This is a genomic window from Brucella anthropi, from assembly GCF_046630315.1.
Taxonomy (GTDB): domain Bacteria; phylum Pseudomonadota; class Alphaproteobacteria; order Rhizobiales; family Rhizobiaceae; genus Brucella; species Brucella anthropi_A.
Window position 1 is genome coordinate 19,743 of the sequence record NZ_LQBD01000039.1, and the last position, 16,251, is coordinate 35,993.

Sequence of the window (16,251 nt, forward strand, 5' to 3'; positions counted from 1 at the left end):
GCTGTTGACAAGCATCGCGGGCGCTCAGGCGCGCCGCCAGACCGTCGGCTTGTTTTTCTGCCAGCCATTTTTGTGCAGCAGGGGGGTGTCGTCATCCGCCAGCGGCCAGCCGATGCACAGGTAAAGGCTGAAGCGCCAGCTCGGTTCGACCCGGAAAAGCGTTTCCATCGCGCGTGGGTCGAGAATGGAAACCATGCCGACGCCGAGCCCGAACGAGCGTGCCGCCAGATTGAGATTGTGGATCGCCATCGCCGTGCTGTGCTCCAGGGTGACGGCCATGGATTGCCTGCCGAGACCGTGCCCCTCGACGGGTGCGGTTTCGGTGAAAACGGCAAGCTGGACGGGAGCAATGCGGATGCCCTCCAGCTTCAAATCCCGATAATGCTCCGCACGCGGCCCCTCATAAATCTCGGCGGCTGACCGGTTGGCTTCCAGAAAGATATCGTGGACGGCTGTGCGTGTTGCGGCACTTTCGGCGGAAATGACCCGCCAGGGGCGCGCATTGCCGACGGAAGGGGCGTAATCCATCGCCTCCCGCAGGGCTTCGATGATTTGATGATCCACCGCTTTGTCGCTGAAATGACGGACATCGCGCCGCCATTTCAGCAATTGGAAAAAAGCGTCGCGTTCGGAAGGAGAAAACTGCATCGATTGCTAATATATTGGGTGGGACAGAGGACGTAAAGCGCGAGACGCCAAACAATGATCGGGCAACAAAAAAGCCCGCTTGCGCGGGCTTTTTGGGCTGCTTCTGGACCTTGGTAGTGGTCCGAAGACTTGGAAATGGTGCCCAGAAGAGGACTCGAACCTCCACGCCCTTGCGAGCGCCAGCACCTGAAGCTGGTGCGTCTACCAATTCCGCCATCTGGGCGACGAGGACCCATCTAAGGGGTCGACCTGCCTCTGTCAATCGCGTTTTCGACATTCAGCCAGCTTTTTTTCAGCCGATGCTTTTTTCGCGTTGAAAAGAGGGACGGGCGCGCTGGTGCGCCCGACAAATTCGCTGCCAGACAGCTATCAGGCTTCGAGGATTTCCTTCGAAGCGACGGTCGAATCAGCATTGAGCCGGTAGATGACCGGAACGCCGGTATTGAGCTCCTGCTTGAGAATCTGTTCCGGCGTCAGGCCGTCGAGCGCCATGATGAGCGCGCGCAGTGAATTGCCGTGGGCCGCAACCAGAACCGTCTCGCCGCGCAGCACATGCGGCTGCACCGTATGCAAATAATAGGGCCAGACGCGCGCGCCGGTGTCCTTCAGGCTTTCGCCGCCGGGAGGCGGAACGTCGTAGGAACGGCGCCAGATATGCACCTGTTCCTCACCCCACTTGGCGCGGGCATCGTCCTTGTTGAGGCCGGACAGATCGCCATAGTCGCGTTCGTTGAGGGCCTGATCGCGGATCGTCTTGAGATCGGACTGGCCGAGTTCGTCCAGAATGTGCTGGCAAGTCACCTGCGCGCGCGACAGCGCGGAGGTATAGGCGATGTCGAACTTGAGGCCCGCAGCCTTCAGGCGCTGGCCGGCGGCCTTTGCTTCGGCATGGCCCTGTTCGGTCAGGCCCGGATCGCGCCATCCGGTGAAAAGGTTCTTGAGGTTCCATTCGCTTTGACCGTGACGGACCAGGACGAGAGTACGAGACATATGCAACGCTCCGTTAACAAAGATAATCAGTCATTCAGCCCGAGAACGTCGAGCATGGAATAGAGGCCGGGCTTCCTGCCATGGGCCCAAAGCGCGGCCTTGATCGCGCCGCGCGCGAAGATCGAACGGTCTTCGGCATGATGCGAGAGAACGACGCGTTCGCCGGAACCGGCGAGAATCACCGAATGGTCGCCGATGACCGAGCCGCCGCGCAGCGTGGCAAAGCCGATCGTCCCGGTTTCGCGCGGGCCGGTATAGCCGTCACGCACACGCACGCTGTTTTCCGTCAAGGCAATGTCGCGTCCCTTGGCTGCCGCTTCGCCGAGAAGCAGCGCGGTGCCGGATGGCGCGTCGACCTTGTGCTTGTGATGCATTTCGAGAATTTCAATGTCGAAATCCTGCGGGTCGAGCGCTTGCGCGGCCTTCTGCACCAGAACGGACAGAAGATTGACGCCGAGGCTCATATTGCCGGACTTGACGATGGTTGCGTGGCGGGCGGCGGCGCGGATTTTCTCCTCGTCTTCCGCCGAGCAGCCCGTGGTCCCGATGACGTGGACGATGCGTGCCTGCGCGGCAAGGCCTGCAAATTCCACGCTTGCCGCGGGGCTTGTGAAATCGAGAACGCCCTGCGCCCTGGCGAAAACCGGCAGCGGATCGTCGGTGATGGTCACGCCGAGCGGGCCTATGCCGGTGACTTCACCTGCATCGCGGCCCAGAAGGGGAGAGCTGGACCGTTCGATGGCGCCAACCAGTTTCGCGCCTTCGATGGTCTGGATGGTGCGAATCAGGGTCTGGCCCATGCGTCCGCCAGCCCCGACCACGACGAGGCCCATTTCGCTGTTCCCGGTTTCTTCGCTCATCGGGGTTCTCCTGTCCGCAATTCTTCCGCCGTCCTTTCGGTGATGATATCGCCGCTGCCGCTCTGCAATTGATAGAAGCGGGCATAGACGCCGTTCTGGATGGCGATCAGATCGTCGTGACGACCTTCCTCCACCACGCGACCGGCTTCCATCACCACGATGCGATCCGCATTGACCACCGTGGAAAGGCGGTGCGCAATCACGATTGTGGTGCGGTTTTGCATGATGCCTTCCAGCGCCTGCTGGACCCGCTTTTCCGATTCATTGTCGAGGGCGGATGTCGCCTCGTCGAGCAGGAGAACCGGCGCATTGCGCACGATGGCGCGGGCAATCGAAACGCGCTGGCGCTGGCCGCCGGAAAGCGTCACGCCGTTTTCGCCGACCGGAGTGTCATAGCCCTGCGGCTGTTGCAGGATGAACTCATGCGCATGGGCAAGCTTCGACGCCTCGATGATTTCCTCATCCGTCGCGTCCGGGCGGCCATAGCGGATATTGTCGGCAATGGTGCCTTCAAACAGATAGGGCTGCTGCGAGACATAGGCGATGGCATGGCGCAAGGACTGTTTCTTGACCTGCGCAATATTCTGCCCGTCGAACAGGATCCTGCCGCTATCAAGATCGTAGAAGCGCTGGACCAGATTGATGAGCGTCGACTTGCCCGCGCCCGAAGCGCCGACCACGGCAGTGGTTTCGCCCGCCTTGGCGACGAAGCTCACGCCATGCAGCACCGGGGCGGTCTCGTTATAGGAGAAATGGATATCCTCGAAGCGGATTTCGCCGGGACCGGCTTTCAGTTCCACGGCGTTTGCAAGATCGCGCTGGCGCGGCTCGATATCGAGCACTTCATAGATCATGCGCGCATTGACGAGCGCCTTTTCCAGCCCGACCTGAAGGCGGGCGAGGCGGCGCGCCGGATCATAGGCAAGCAGCATTGCGGTGATGAAGGCAAAGGTGGCGCCGGGCGGCTGCTGTTCGAGAATGGCGCGATAGCCGCTATAGGCCAGCACACCGGCGACGGCAAAACCGGCCAGCATTTCGGAAATGGGCGTCGTGCGCTCGGAAACCTTGGCGATCTTGTTGCTGCGGCCTTCGGACTGGTCGATGAGGCTGCCGATCTTGGCGCGCAGCTGATCCTCCATCGTGAAAGCCTTGACGATGGCGATGCCCTGGATCGATTCCTGCATCGCACCCAGCAGGTGGGAGTTGAGATGCACGAGATCGCGGGTGACGGAGCGGATGCGGCGCGAAATATAGGCAACGGCCAGGATGAGCGGCGGTCCGATCAGGAAGATCGCGACGGACAGGACCGGGTCCATGTAGAACATCGTGCCGACGAGGCCGACAAGCGAGATGAGATCGCGCGCGATCGACGAGATCGTCATGTTGAGAAGATCGCGAATGCCGGAAACATTCTGGTTGATCTGCGCCGCCAGATGGCCGGAACGGGTGTCGTTGTAGAAATCGAGACCGAGCTTCATCAGATGGTCGAAAATGCGCTTTTGATAGCGCGCGACCAGATTGTTGCCGATCTTGGCGAGTTCCACGGCCTGTATGTAGCCGGAAAAGCCGCGCAGGATGAAGATGACCAGCAATGTACCGCAAATGACCCAGACGAGGCCGAGATTCTGCTCGTAGAAGATCTTGTCGATCATCGGCTTCATCAGATAGGCCAGCGCGCCATTCGATGCGCCGACGATGAGCGATGCGAGGATGGCGATAATGTAGTTCTTTTTATATTCGCGGATGTTTTCCGACATCATGCGCCGGATTACGCGGGTGGCTTCGCCCGTATCGATCTTCTTGTTTTTCTTCTTGAATAGACTCACGTGCCAAAGCGCTTTTTGTCTCTTAGCCCCCGCAGACCGGCGGCTAGCGTTGAAAAATACAATGTCCCATATGGAAACGCTGCACTGAAAAAGCCAGCGGCAATTCCAGTGCAGCGTTTCTATAACGTTATCCGTGCGGCTTGACCATCCTCAAGCTTTACTGCTCACGCGATGCGCCAGCGGCGTCCTTCGGTCGCGACTTCGAAACGGGCAGGGGCCTGCGCAAAGGCGGAAAGCCCGGCAAGGGCTGCAAGCTGATGCGTGATCACGCGGACAGGAATATCGCGCATTATGGCCTTGTGCGGGGCCTTGTCCTCGAATGCTTCGCGGAAGGCACCAGCCTTCAGCGCGGAAAGAATGCGCTGCGGAATGCCGCCGGAAAGATAGACGCCGCCATGCGCCATGAAGACCAGCGCCAGATCGCCCGCAATGCGCCCGAGATAGGTGACGAACAGATGCAGGGTTTCCTCGGCTTGCGCATTGCTGCCGTCAAGCCCGGCCGAGGTGATGTCGGCGGGTGTTTCCAGTGTTGGCGTCACCCTGTCGGCGGCGCAGATGGCAAGATAGAGATTGCGCAGGCCGCGCCCGCACAGGATCTGCTCGCCCGCGACACGGCCCTCGATGCGCTCGATATGCGGGAAGATTTGATAGTCGCGTTCCGTGCGCGGGCCGATATCGATATGCCCGCCTTCGCCCGGCACCGGCACCCATGCATGGCGCGTGCGCACAAGACCGGCAACGCCAAGCCCCGTGCCCGGCCCAAGCACGACGCGGGTAGCGATCACCTCGTCCGGCCTGCCGCCGATCTGTTCCAGATGATCGCTGCCGAGCGATACGACGGCGAGCGCCTGCGCCTCGAAATCGTTCACCACGGTCACATCCTCGAAGCCGAGATCGGCGATCATCTTCTTCGGGCGCACAACCCAGTCGCAATTGGTGAGGTCGATCTCGTCGCCGTCGACGGGACCGGCCACGGCGAGAATGGCGGAACGCGGCCGGATCGAGCTGTGATCGAGAATGGCGCTCTGTATCGCCTCATCAATGGTGGCGTAATTCGCCGTCTGGAGAACCGGAAATTCCTTCGGCGCGGCATTGGAATCCACCAGAATGGCGAAGCGGGCATTGGTGCCGCCGATATCGCCGACGAGTACCGGAAACGGGAAACCCTGTTCGGCGTGGCTAGTCACTTGCATGTCCTCTCCCTGGTCATGTCTTCGCCTATTGGCTGGTCGTGCCGGATCAATCAAGCGCCTTGATGAGCTTTTCGGCGGTCGCGCGGTTGAGCGCCATCGGAATGTCATAGACGCTGCCGAGGCGCGTCAGCGCCTTCACATCGACATCGTGCGGAAGCGGCGACAGCGGGTCGATGAAGAAGATGAGCACTTCCACCGTGCCTTCCGCGATCATCGCGCCGATCTGCTGGTCGCCGCCGAGCGGCCCGCTTTTCACGCGCCGAATGCTGAGCGATGGGCAGGCATCCAGAATGAGGCCGCCGGTCGTGCCCGTCGCCACGATGTCATAGCGGGCCAGAGCCTTTTCATGCGCTTTTGCGAAGGCGACCATGTCGTCCTTCTTCTGGTCATGGGCGATCAATGCAATGCGCAGGCGTTCCGTCATGAATGAGCAACCTTATGAGCTGATAACCTTGTCATTAGAGCATTTCCAGCAAAAGTGTGAAACGGTTTTGCGTGGGAAAATGCGATGGAATAAAGAGCCGGAGCGGTTCCGACGGCTCTGTCCGAACGGAACCGCTCCGGTATTCTAAATCGTTTTAAATCTATAGCGAAGCGCCAAGGGCGTGAAAAGCGGAAAAGCTTTTTACTGCACGCCGTAGGTGACATCGGCGACCGAGTTCGGCGCAGGGCCGTTGAGGACGGCGGCGCAGGCCTTGGGCAGATCGGAAACCATCACCGGACGCGGCTTTTTGGGCGGTTCCTTCGATGGCTTTGCAGGCTTCCACGGCTCGTCGGTAAACCACCAGGCAAGCGACTTGTCGCAGCCGTCGCCGGCTGCCACTTTCGGCTGCGGCTTGCATTGGGGCGAACCGGGCTGGCAGGTCAGGCGCACATGGAAATGGTAGAAATGCCCCCAATAGGGGCGCACCTTGCCGAGCCAGCTTCTGTCGCCGGTCACGGTGTCGCAAAGCTGCTTCTTGATGCCGGGATGCACGAAGATGCGCTCGACTTCCGGATAGCTGGCGGCATGTCTGATGAGGGCCGTGCGGGCGGGCGTCCACTTTTTCGGGTCGACATAGAGCGAATCCGGTTTCAGCATCGAGACGGCGGAAACGCTCTCGCGTTCGGCATCGGTAAACCGCTTCTTCGGCATGGGCGTCAGCCAGATGTCGGCATCGAGGCCGACCTGATGCGAGGCATGGCCGGTCAGCATCGGCCCGCCGCGCGGCTGCGAAATGTCGCCGACGAGCAGGCCGGGCCAGCCGTCTTTTGCCGCATCGCGGGACAGTTTTTCCAGAAGGCCGATCATGCGCGGGTGCCCCCAGCGGCGGTTGCGCGAAAGGCGCATCACCTGCCAGTTGGGCCCGTCCGTCGGCAGCGCCACGGCGCCGGCGAGGCATCCCTTGGCATAAAAGCCGATGGATTGCGGCTGCTCGGCCAGAACAGGAAGCACTTCGCCGCCGAAGGCCTGTTTGGCCGGCATGTCTTCCGCCATGGCCATGGGCACGACGTCGGGCGCCATCATTGCGGCAAGCGAGGCTGCGAGAACGATCGACTTCAATCTGTTTGCAATCATGGGGCAATTCCAGTTTTGCCGGGGACGGCTGCGAATCACGACAACCGAATTGCGGGCATTATGCTGTGTGACTGGCAGGCCATCAAGACGCGGGGCAATCAGCGCCAGCTGTCGTCGCGCCACATGGCCGAAAAGGCCGTCCTGTAGTCGGGCCAGGCAAATTCGTAGCCGAGATCCCTGATGCGCTGGTTGGCGACGCGCTTGTTCTCGCCATAGAAGGAGCGCGCCATCGGCGTCATATCGGCTTGTGCAAACGGGATTTCCGGCGGCGGTGTCACGCCCATCAGTTCGGCTGCATAGGTGACGACATCCTGCGGCGGGCTCGGTTCATTGTCGGTGATATTGAAAATGCCGCCCGTGTTCGTTCCGGCCAGAAAGCGCAAGGCGCCGGCAATGTCATCGACATGGATGCGGTTGAAGACCTGATTGTCCTTGACGATGCGCCGTGCCGTGCCGCGTTGCAGATTGACGAAGGCATTGCGGCCCGGCCCGTAAATGCCGGAAAGGCGCAAGATCGCGAGCGGCGTTCCGTGCCGTTCGCTCAATCTTCCCCATGCCTCTTCGGCCTCGACGCGCTCCAGGCTGCGGCGGGAGGCAGGCTTGCAGGGGGCAGTCTCGTCCACCCACGCGCCCTGATGGTCGCCATAGACGCCGACCGTCGACAGATAGCCGATCCAGCGAATGGTGTTGTCGGGACGGCGAAGCGCTTCTTCAACGACGGCGACCGCCGGATCGCCGCTCTCGCCGGGCGAAATCGAAACCACCACATGGGTCGATTGGGCAAGCCGGTCCAGAAGGTCGGGCGAGGGCGTCTCGCCGTCAAACAGCATCGGCTTGATGCCTGCCTGTTCAAGGTGCGGGAATTTCTGCTCGTGCCGGGTGGTTCCATCGATGCGCTCCGCCTCGCCGGCCATCCTTTGTGCAAGGGCTTTGGCTGAATAACCGGCTCCGAACAGAAAAATGCGCATCAAACTTCCTCCATCATCCACTCTGCCCGTACCGTAGCATCCTCTTCCGAGGAGGCCAGACGTTTCTGCATTTCGGCCACACGGTCGGGATCGGCCAATTGCTTCAACGCCCATATGGCCGCGCCGCGCACGACCGGCGCCTGGTCTTCCAGCAGGTGTTCGACATCGGGCAGAAGAGCCGCGTCGCCGGAATTACCAGTAGCGATCAGCACATTGCGGATGAAACGGTCGCGCCCGATGCGCTTTACCGGAGAGCCGGAAAAGAGCGTGCGGAAAGTCGGATCGTCCAGCGCCAGCAGATCGGCCAGACGCGGCGCTTTCAGGTCGTCGCGGGCTTTCAGCTTCATTTCGCTGGTGGCCTGCGCAAATTTGTTCCACGGGCAGACGGAAAGGCAGTCGTCGCAGCCATAGATGCGGTTGCCCATGACTTTACGGAATTCGTGCGGGATCGGCCCCTTGTTCTCGATAGTGAGATAGGAAATGCAGCGCCGCGCATCGATGCGATAGGGCGAGGGGAAAGCCTTGGTCGGGCAGGCATCGAGACAGGCGCGGCAGGAGCCGCAATGGTCGCGTTCCGGCTCGTCGGGCGGGATTTCCGCCGTGGTGAAGATCGAGCCGAGGAACAGCCACGAGCCAAGCTCGCGGCTTACCAGATTGGTGTGCTTGCCCTGCCAGCCAAGACCCGCGGCCGCAGCCAGAGGCTTTTCCATGACGGGCGCCGTATCGACGAACACCTTGACATCCTGTCCGGCGCGGGCGGCAAAGCGGCTTGCCACATGCTTGAGCTTGCCCTTGATGATGTCGTGATAGTCGCGGTTCTGCGCATAGACCGATATGGCCGCGCGGTCCTTCTCGTCCAGAATGGCGAGCGGATTGACGTCCGGCCCGTAATTCATGGCCAGCATCATGATGGAACGGACTTCCGGCCACAGCACGCTCGGATCGCTACGGCGCGCCTCGGTTTCCTCCATCCATTCCATGTCGGCATGGTGGCCATCGGCAATATATTGCCGCAACCGTTCGGGCGCTTGCGGGATGGCATCCGGCGTGGTGAAGGCGACGGCATCGAAGCCGACCGCCTTCGCCTCTTCGATCAGGAAGCGCTTCAGCCTGTCTGTCTTCGAACTAGAAGTCGAGATCGCCATAATGGGCCACCGGGGCAAGCCCGCGCACACGGTCGGAGAGCAATGGGCGGAAGGCCGGGCGCGATTTCATGCGGGCATACCAGTCACGCGCCGCTTTGGTTTCACCCCACTCGATTTCGCCCAGATAATCGAGCACGGAAATGGAGGCCGCCGCCGCCATGTCGGCATAGCTTGGATGCGCGCCGCCAAGCCAGTCGCGGGTCGCGGCCAGCCAGTCGATATATTTCATGTGCTGGCGGATATTGGTGCGGGCGGCGCGGATGGCGGTCGAATCCGGCGCGCTGCCGCCCATTTCCGCCGCCATCTGGAGCTTGAACACACGTTCGCGGGCGATATGGCGCGTCACTTCGTTTTCGAATTTCAGCAGGAACCAGTCGACAAGGCGGCGCACTTCGGCGCGCTCCATCGGGCTTTCCGGCAGAAGGCGGCGGCTGCGTTTCAAGGCGCCGCGCGTTTCATCCAGATATTCGGCAATCACCGTCGCGCCGACGACCGGCAGGTCGTTTTCCGCCAGAAGGACCGGCAGGGTCGCAGCCGGGTTCAGCGCCAGGAACTCCTTGCGGCGCGACCATGGCCGTTCCTCGATCAGCTCCGCTTCAACGCCATATTCGCCGAGGATGAGCCGCACATAGCGCGAACCCGAAGACATGGGATGATGAAAAAGCGTAAGCATGATCGACGCGAGACTCTCGATTGAAGCTTGAATTGAACATCCGGAGACAGCACGGCGGCTGGCGTTTGCGCATGCAGCAGGCTATTCCTGCTTCCAAGCGATTCGACGCCGCCTCAACGGAATATAAAGTCTATAAGGGCTATGTCTGCGTGAGACAAGCAATCGCAGGGCGTGTTCGTTGTCGCCTCAACAATTGCAATCGCGGTCCGGTCCTGCCGCCATCATCGTGCCCACTATTCTAAGGTGCTGACTTCATGGATGTTTTTAATCTGCTGGAAGCCGCGTTTCTCGGTCTTGTTGAAGGTTTGACCGAATTTATCCCGGTTTCCTCCACCGGGCATTTGTTGCTGATCGGCCATTTTCTGGGTTTTGAATCCACAGGAAAGACCTTCGAGGTGCTGATCCAGCTTGGCGCCATTCTGGCCATCCTGACCGTCTATTCGGCAAAGCTCATGAAAATCCTGACCGATTTTCCCCGCGATGCCCGCACGCGGCGCTTTGTCCTTGGCATTCTGGTTGCCTTTCTGCCCGCTGCCGTCATCGGCGCGCTGGCGCATGGTTTCATCAAGAGCGTGCTGTTCGAAACGCCGATGCTGGTCTGCATCATGCTCATCATCGGCGGTTTCATCCTGCTCTGGGTGGACCAGCTCGATCTTCGCCCGCGCTATCACGATGTCATGGATTATCCGCTGCCGATCTGCCTTGCCATCGGCTTCATCCAGTGTCTGGCCATGATCCCCGGCGTGTCGCGCTCCGGTTCCACCATCGTCGGCTCGCTGCTGCTGGGGGCGGACAAGCGTTCGGCGGCGGAGTTTTCGTTCTTCCTCGCCATGCCGACCATGGCGGGCGCCTTTGCCTATGACCTCTACAAGAGCCGCAATATCCTGTCGTTCAACGACGGCGCGCTGATCGTGGTGGGCTTTGTCATGGCGTTCATTTCCGGTGTCTTCGTCGTGCGTCACCTGCTCGACTATGTGTCCCGCCACGGTTTCAAGCTGTTCGGCTGGTGGCGGCTGATCGTCGGCTCCGCGGGTCTTGCCGCCTTGCTGATCTGGAACTGACCAAGAAGAAAGGGGCCTTTCGGCCCCTTGATCATTTCCGCTTCCGGCTGCCGTTCACGCAAAGCCGGTCTTGGTGTACTGGCCAGCCACGCGATAGCGCCACAGATAGGATGGCAGCACGGCGTCAACACCTTCCGGCTTAATACCCATGCCTTGCAGCGTGCGGCCTTCCTTGATGGCCTTTTCGGAAACCACATTGTCGAATTTCAAGAGCGTCACCTGATCGTTGGTGAGCATCGGGTTCGGCAGCAGGCTGAGAACCGATGCCTGCAAACGGGCAACCCACCACGGCATGGAAACGATCATGCGCTTGCGGGCGATGACGCCGAGCATGTCCTTCATCCAGTTCCTGAACGGCTGCACATCGGGACCGCCAAGCTCGTAGACACCGCCCGGCATCAGCTTGCCGTCAACGGCACGGGCCACGGCTTCCGCCACATCGCCGACATAGACCGGCTGGAGTTTTGTCTCGCCGCCGCCGATGACCGGCAGGAACGGCGAAAAGCGCGCCATGTTGGCGAAGCGGTTGAAGAAGCGGTCTTCGGGGCCGAAAATGATCGACGGGCGCAGGATGACGCTATCCGGCAGAACGGAAAGGACGGCATTTTCGCCTTCCGCCTTGGTGCGCGCATAAGCCGATGGCGAGTTGACGTCGGCTGCAAGCGAGGACACATGCGTCATGCGGATGCCTGCGGCCTTGGCGGCTTCGGCAATGTTCTTGGCACCCAGCACCTGAACGGTGTTGAAACGCTGGCGGCCGCTTTCGGCCAGAATGCCGACGAGGTTCACGACATGGTCGCAGCCCTTGACGACATGATCGACCGAAGCGCGGTTGCGGACATTGGCCTGCACCATCTGGATCTGGCCGACATTGCCGAGCGGGGCCATGTAATAGGCAACTTCCGGCTTGCGCACGGCAACGCGCACACGGTAGCCGCGCTTGGTGAGAGCCGCCACGACCGCGCGCCCGACAAAGCCGGAGCCGCCGAAAACGGTGACGAGTTTCGGCCTGTTGTGGACTTCGTTCGGTTCGGTCTTCATCCTAAACTCCTGCATGAAAGCACGCTATTCGAGCGGTGATTTATCGCCTTTTTGCCACAAGGCAAAGGGGACTTGTTGTCACGATTGCGAAAGCTGCCGGTTTTCCCGTATTTTGGAACGAATACTCCTTTGAAATTTGGTGGCTTGCTGTTAAATCGCGCGCATGAGCACACCACTAGACCATATTCGCAATTTTTCGATCGTCGCCCATATCGACCACGGCAAATCGACGCTGGCCGACCGCCTCATTCAGTTGACCGGCGGGCTGGACACGCGCGAGATGAAGGATCAGGTCCTCGACTCGATGGATATCGAGCGCGAGCGCGGCATCACCATCAAGGCACAGACCGTCCGTCTCTCCTACAAGGCGAAGAACGGCGAAGACTATGTGCTGAACCTGATCGACACGCCCGGCCACGTCGACTTCGCCTATGAAGTCTCGCGTTCGCTGGCCGCGTGCGAAGGCTCGCTTCTGGTGGTGGATGCCTCCCAGGGCGTGGAAGCCCAGACGCTGGCCAATGTCTATCAGGCGATCGACAACAACCACGAAATTGTGGTCGTGCTGAACAAGATCGACCTGCCCGCCGCCGAGCCGGAGCGCGTCAAGCAGCAGATCGAGGAAGTGATCGGCATCGACGCTTCCGACGCTGTGGAGATTTCCGCGAAGACCGGCCTCGGTATCGAGGACGTGCTGGAAGCCATCGTCAACAAGCTGCCCGCGCCGAAGGAAGGCGACCGCAACGCGCCGCTGAAGGCCATGCTGGTCGACAGCTGGTACGACTCCTATCTCGGCGTCATCGTTCTGGTGCGCGTCATCGATGGTGTTCTGAAAAAGGGCCAGACCATCCGCATGATGGGCACGGGCGCGAAATATCCGGTGGAACGCACCGGCGTGTTCACGCCGAAGATGGTTCAGGTGGACGATCTCGGCCCCGGCGAGCTTGGCTTCATCACCGCTTCGATCAAGGAAGTGGCCGATACCCGCGTCGGCGATACGATCACCGATGATCGCCGCCCGACGGAAAAGATGCTCTCTGGCTTCAAACCCGCGCAGCCGGTGGTGTTCTGCGGCCTGTTCCCGGTCGATGCGGCGGATTTCGAAGACCTGCGCGCCGCCATGGGCAAGCTGCGCCTCAACGATGCGTCGTTCTCGTTCGAAATGGAAACCTCTGCGGCCCTTGGCTTCGGCTTCCGCTGCGGTTTCCTCGGTCTTCTGCATCTGGAAATCATTCAGGAGCGGCTTGAGCGCGAGTTCAATCTCGACCTCATCACGACCGCACCTTCGGTCGTCTATCGCCTGAAAATGACGGACGGCACCGAGAAGGAACTGCACAATCCCGCCGACATGCCGGATGTGGTCAAGATCGCGGCCATCGAGGAGCCGTGGATCAAGGCAACCATCATGACGCCGGACGATTATCTCGGCGCGATCATGAAGCTTTGCCAGGAACGCCGCGGCATCCAGATCGATCTCACCTATGTCGGCCCGCGCGCCATGATCACCTATGATCTGCCGCTCAACGAAGTGGTGTTCGATTTCTACGACCGCCTGAAGTCGATCTCGAAGGGCTATGCCTCGTTCGACTACAATCTTTCGGATTATCGCGAGGGCGATCTGGTCAAGATGTCGATCCTCGTCAATGAAGAGCCGGTGGACGCGCTTTCGATGCTGGTGCACCGAACGGCTGCGGAAAAGCGCGGCCGTGCGCTCTGCGAAAAGCTGAAGGAACTGATCCCGCAGCACATGTTCAAGATTCCGATCCAGGCGGCGATTGGCGGCCGCATCGTGGCGCGCGAAACAATCTCGGCGCTGCGCAAGGACGTGACGGCCAAGTGCTATGGCGGCGACGTGACGCGCAAGCGCAAGCTTCTGGAAAAGCAGAAGGAAGGCAAGAAGCGCATGCGCCAGTTCGGCAAGGTCGAAATCCCGCAGGAGGCCTTTATTCAGGCGCTCAAGATGGGTGATGATTGATCGCTTGGCGGTTTGTTGAATATGGTTTCAGATTGGGCGCTTCAGGCGCCCTTTCTTTTTGAACTTTGATGATGCCGATCTCGTCCTCATCCTGAGGAGCCTCATGAGCGCAGCTCAAGGAGGCGTCTCGAAGGGCGAGGGCGACAGCGCTCCCCCCTCAGCCCTTCGAGACGGTCCCCTTCGCTTCGCTCAGGGCACCTCCTCAGGATGAGGGGGGAGGAGGGGGAAGGAGCGACGTCGCGTGAAGCACGACTATCTTCGCTTCGACAGTTCGGGCAAGCCTTCGTAATTTAGCGCAATTAAAGCTTCTTTCTTTGCACGTGACCAGCCCTTGATCTGCCGTTCCCGCGCAATGGCATCGACTATCCGGTCATACGTCTCGGTGAAGGCAAGCTCGACGGGGCGTCGCTTCTTCGTATAGCTATCGTAGATACCTTCATTGTGTTCCCACAACCGCGCTTCAATGTTCTGCTTGGTGAGACCGGTATAATATGAACCATCTGCACAGTGCAGAATGTAGACAGTTATTTCCATGACTTGCCCCCGCTTGTCGTTGGAGGATAGATGTTGATGCAAGTCTGCCTGCCTAACAAGTCGCGACAATCGACTTTAAGATTGTTCGTGTTCAGAAGGTTGAAATCAATGTCCGCATATCCCCGCATCTCCATTACCTACTGCACCCAATGCAACTGGATGCTGCGGGCGGCGTGGATGGCGCAGGAACTGTTGCAGACTTTCGGGCAGGATTTGGGCGAAGTGGCGCTTCGTCCGGGCACCGGCGGGGTCTTTGAAATCCGCGTTCATATGCCGGATGGTAGCGAGGAAATCATCTGGGAGCGCAAGCGCGACGGCGGTTTCCCGGAAGCCAAGGTGTTGAAGCAGCGCGTGCGTGATCTCGTCTGGCCGGAGCGCGATCTCGGTCATTCGGACCGGCCAGTCAATACTTGATAGGGCCTGCACGCTTCCCTCATCCTGAGGAGGTGCGAAGCACCGTCTCGAAGGATCGAAGGAGGAGGGAAAACAGGATCAATCCTCATCCACCACGCGCAGGCGTAGCTGACCCGGTTCCGTCGGTCTGGCCTGTGGGCGTGAAGGTTCCTCCGTGGGCGCAGGGCCGAATTCCAGCGCCTCGATCTTTGCGCCGCGTTTCGTCACCTTGTTGGAAGAGACCAGAATATCGTCGATATCCTTGTTGGCCTGCACGAAATGCGTCTGCAGCTTGCGCACGCGCTCGTCCAGACGGCCGACATCTTCCATCAGCCGGATCACTTCGCCCTGAATGAGATGCGCCTGCTCGCGCATGCGGGCATCCTTCAGGATCGCCTGAATGACCTGAATGGAGAGCATTAGCAGGGACGGCGAGACGATCACCACCCGCGCCCGGTGCGCACGCTGGATCAACGCCTCGAAATGCTCGTGAATATCCGCGAAGATCGATTCCGACGGCACGAACAGGAAGGCGGTGTCCTGCGTTTCGCCGGGGATCAGATATTTGTCGGATACATCCTTGATATGGATTTCCATGTCGCGGCGGAACTGGGCAACCGCTGTCTTGCGCGCTTCCGGCTGTTCCGTTTCGCGCATGGCATTCCAGGCTTCAAGCGGGAATTTCGCGTCGATCACCAGAGAGGGTGCATTGTTGGGCATCCGCACCAAGCAGTCGGGGCGGGTGCTGTTGGAAAGCGTTGCCTGAAACTCATAGGCGCCCTGCGGCAGGCCGTCGGCAATGATCGCCTCCATCCGCGACTGGCCGAAAGCGCCGCGCGTCTGCTTGTTGGCGAGGATCGCCTGCAACTGCACCACCTGGCCCGCGAGCGACTGGATATTGTTCTGCGCCGTGTCGATGACGGCGAGGCGCTCCTGCAATTTGGCGAGGTTCTCATGCGTCGAGCGGGTCTGCTCGGTCATGGTCTGGCCGATGCGGTGTGTCATGCCGTCGAGCCGTTCGCGGATCGACTGGTTGAGTTCGGCCTGCCGCGAGCCGAACACTTCCGCCATGGTTTGCATCCGGCCCTGCATTTCGGCTTGTGCCTTCAGGATTTCCGCCATGCGAAATTCCGCGTCGCGGGCGCGGTCCTCGGCCTGTGCTTCGGCCACCGCGCGAAGCCGTGCGGAACGTGTCGCCGCAATGAGAAAAACGCACAGGCAGAGCACAAGCACGACAATGCCCGCCAGCAGGATGTTGCCGAGTGTGAAGGACGTGGCGCCGAGCCGCAGAAGCGGCTCATTCAAGAGGTTCTGATTTTCCATGAAGGGAGCTTAACTGATTCGTGACGCGTTGATGAGATCAAAACAAGAACATTTTGCAATGTGGAA

At 60.4% G+C, this 16,251-nt stretch carries 16 protein-coding genes and 1 tRNA gene; 3 read left to right on the top strand and 14 right to left on the bottom strand.

Annotation, left to right across the window (positions count from 1 at the left end; genetic code table 11):
• Positions 1–24 precede the first annotated feature (24 nt).
• The 11 genes from bluB to AVM02_RS18660 all read right to left on the bottom strand — a co-directional run bounded on the left by bluB (position 25) and on the right by AVM02_RS18660 (position 9,861).
• Entirely contained in the window at positions 25–648 is a 624-nt protein-coding gene (gene bluB, locus AVM02_RS18610; protein ID WP_411508391.1) for a 5,6-dimethylbenzimidazole synthase, read from the bottom strand.
• A gap of 136 nt (positions 649–784) precedes the next feature.
• Positions 785–871 (bottom strand) — tRNA-Leu (locus AVM02_RS18615).
• 146 nt (positions 872–1,017) lie between these two features.
• Positions 1,018–1,638, bottom strand: a complete 621-nt coding sequence (locus AVM02_RS18620) for a 2,3-bisphosphoglycerate-dependent phosphoglycerate mutase (RefSeq protein ID WP_121981677.1) — start codon at positions 1,636–1,638, stop codon at positions 1,018–1,020.
• Between the two features lie 26 nt (positions 1,639–1,664).
• Positions 1,665–2,498 carry a 4-hydroxy-tetrahydrodipicolinate reductase gene (gene dapB / locus AVM02_RS18625; protein WP_411508392.1) on the bottom strand — a complete coding sequence of 278 codons (834 nt, stop codon included), beginning with the start codon at positions 2,496–2,498 and terminating at the stop codon, positions 1,665–1,667.
• A complete protein-coding gene (locus tag AVM02_RS18630) occupies positions 2,495–4,324 on the bottom strand; it encodes an ABC transporter ATP-binding protein (RefSeq protein ID WP_411508393.1) in 1,830 nt (609 codons plus the stop codon). Before AVM02_RS18630 ends, dapB begins: the two co-directional genes overlap by 4 nt.
• A 164-nt stretch (positions 4,325–4,488) precedes the next feature.
• Positions 4,489–5,517, bottom strand: coding sequence for a glucokinase (locus AVM02_RS18635; RefSeq protein WP_411508394.1), 1,029 nt, complete (start codon positions 5,515–5,517; stop codon positions 4,489–4,491).
• Positions 5,518–5,563: 46 nt separating this feature from the next.
• Entirely contained in the window at positions 5,564–5,941 is a 378-nt protein-coding gene (locus tag AVM02_RS18640) for a methylglyoxal synthase (protein WP_411508395.1), read from the bottom strand.
• Positions 5,942–6,142: 201 nt separating this feature from the next.
• The gene (gene mepA, locus AVM02_RS18645) at positions 6,143–7,075 is read right to left on the bottom strand and encodes a penicillin-insensitive murein endopeptidase (protein ID WP_411508396.1); all 933 of its coding nucleotides are present in this window, start codon (positions 7,073–7,075) and stop codon (positions 6,143–6,145) included.
• Between the two features lie 98 nt (positions 7,076–7,173).
• Positions 7,174–8,043: an SDR family oxidoreductase gene (locus tag AVM02_RS18650; RefSeq protein WP_411508397.1), complete on the bottom strand. Its 870-nt coding sequence runs from the start codon at positions 8,041–8,043 to the stop codon at positions 7,174–7,176.
• The gene (gene queG, locus AVM02_RS18655) at positions 8,043–9,188 is read right to left on the bottom strand and encodes a tRNA epoxyqueuosine(34) reductase QueG (RefSeq protein WP_411508398.1); all 1,146 of its coding nucleotides are present in this window, start codon (positions 9,186–9,188) and stop codon (positions 8,043–8,045) included. The genes AVM02_RS18650 and queG overlap by 1 nt, the downstream gene beginning before the upstream one ends.
• Positions 9,169–9,861, bottom strand: coding sequence for a glutathione S-transferase family protein (locus tag AVM02_RS18660; protein ID WP_006467595.1), 693 nt, complete (start codon positions 9,859–9,861; stop codon positions 9,169–9,171). The genes queG and AVM02_RS18660 overlap by 20 nt, the downstream gene beginning before the upstream one ends.
• A 254-nt stretch (positions 9,862–10,115) precedes the next feature.
• Between AVM02_RS18660 and AVM02_RS18665 the strand changes: the two genes are divergently transcribed.
• Complete coding sequence (locus AVM02_RS18665) at positions 10,116–10,922, top strand: undecaprenyl-diphosphate phosphatase (protein WP_411508399.1); 807 nt, start codon at positions 10,116–10,118, stop codon at positions 10,920–10,922.
• A gap of 54 nt (positions 10,923–10,976) precedes the next feature.
• Here AVM02_RS18665 and AVM02_RS18670 read toward each other — a convergent pair whose 3' ends face one another.
• Positions 10,977–11,963: a complex I NDUFA9 subunit family protein gene (locus AVM02_RS18670; protein ID WP_411508400.1), complete on the bottom strand. Its 987-nt coding sequence runs from the start codon at positions 11,961–11,963 to the stop codon at positions 10,977–10,979.
• Positions 11,964–12,126: 163 nt separating this feature from the next.
• On the opposite strand from AVM02_RS18670, the gene lepA reads away from it, so the two are divergent.
• Complete coding sequence (gene lepA, locus AVM02_RS18675; RefSeq protein ID WP_411508401.1) at positions 12,127–13,935, top strand: translation elongation factor 4; 1,809 nt, start codon at positions 12,127–12,129, stop codon at positions 13,933–13,935.
• Between the two features lie 252 nt (positions 13,936–14,187).
• Here the strand turns inward: lepA and AVM02_RS18680 are convergent, their stop codons facing one another.
• Positions 14,188–14,469, bottom strand: coding sequence for a GIY-YIG nuclease family protein (locus AVM02_RS18680; RefSeq protein WP_121981688.1), 282 nt, complete (start codon positions 14,467–14,469; stop codon positions 14,188–14,190).
• 108 nt (positions 14,470–14,577) lie between these two features.
• Between AVM02_RS18680 and AVM02_RS18685 the strand changes: the two genes are divergently transcribed.
• Entirely contained in the window at positions 14,578–14,883 is a 306-nt protein-coding gene (locus AVM02_RS18685; protein WP_411508402.1) for a SelT/SelW/SelH family protein, read from the top strand.
• Positions 14,884–14,961: 78 nt separating this feature from the next.
• Here the strand turns inward: AVM02_RS18685 and AVM02_RS18690 are convergent, their stop codons facing one another.
• Positions 14,962–16,185, bottom strand: a complete 1,224-nt coding sequence (locus tag AVM02_RS18690; protein ID WP_411508403.1) for a DNA recombination protein RmuC — start codon at positions 16,183–16,185, stop codon at positions 14,962–14,964.
• Between the last annotated feature and the right edge of the window lie 66 nt (positions 16,186–16,251).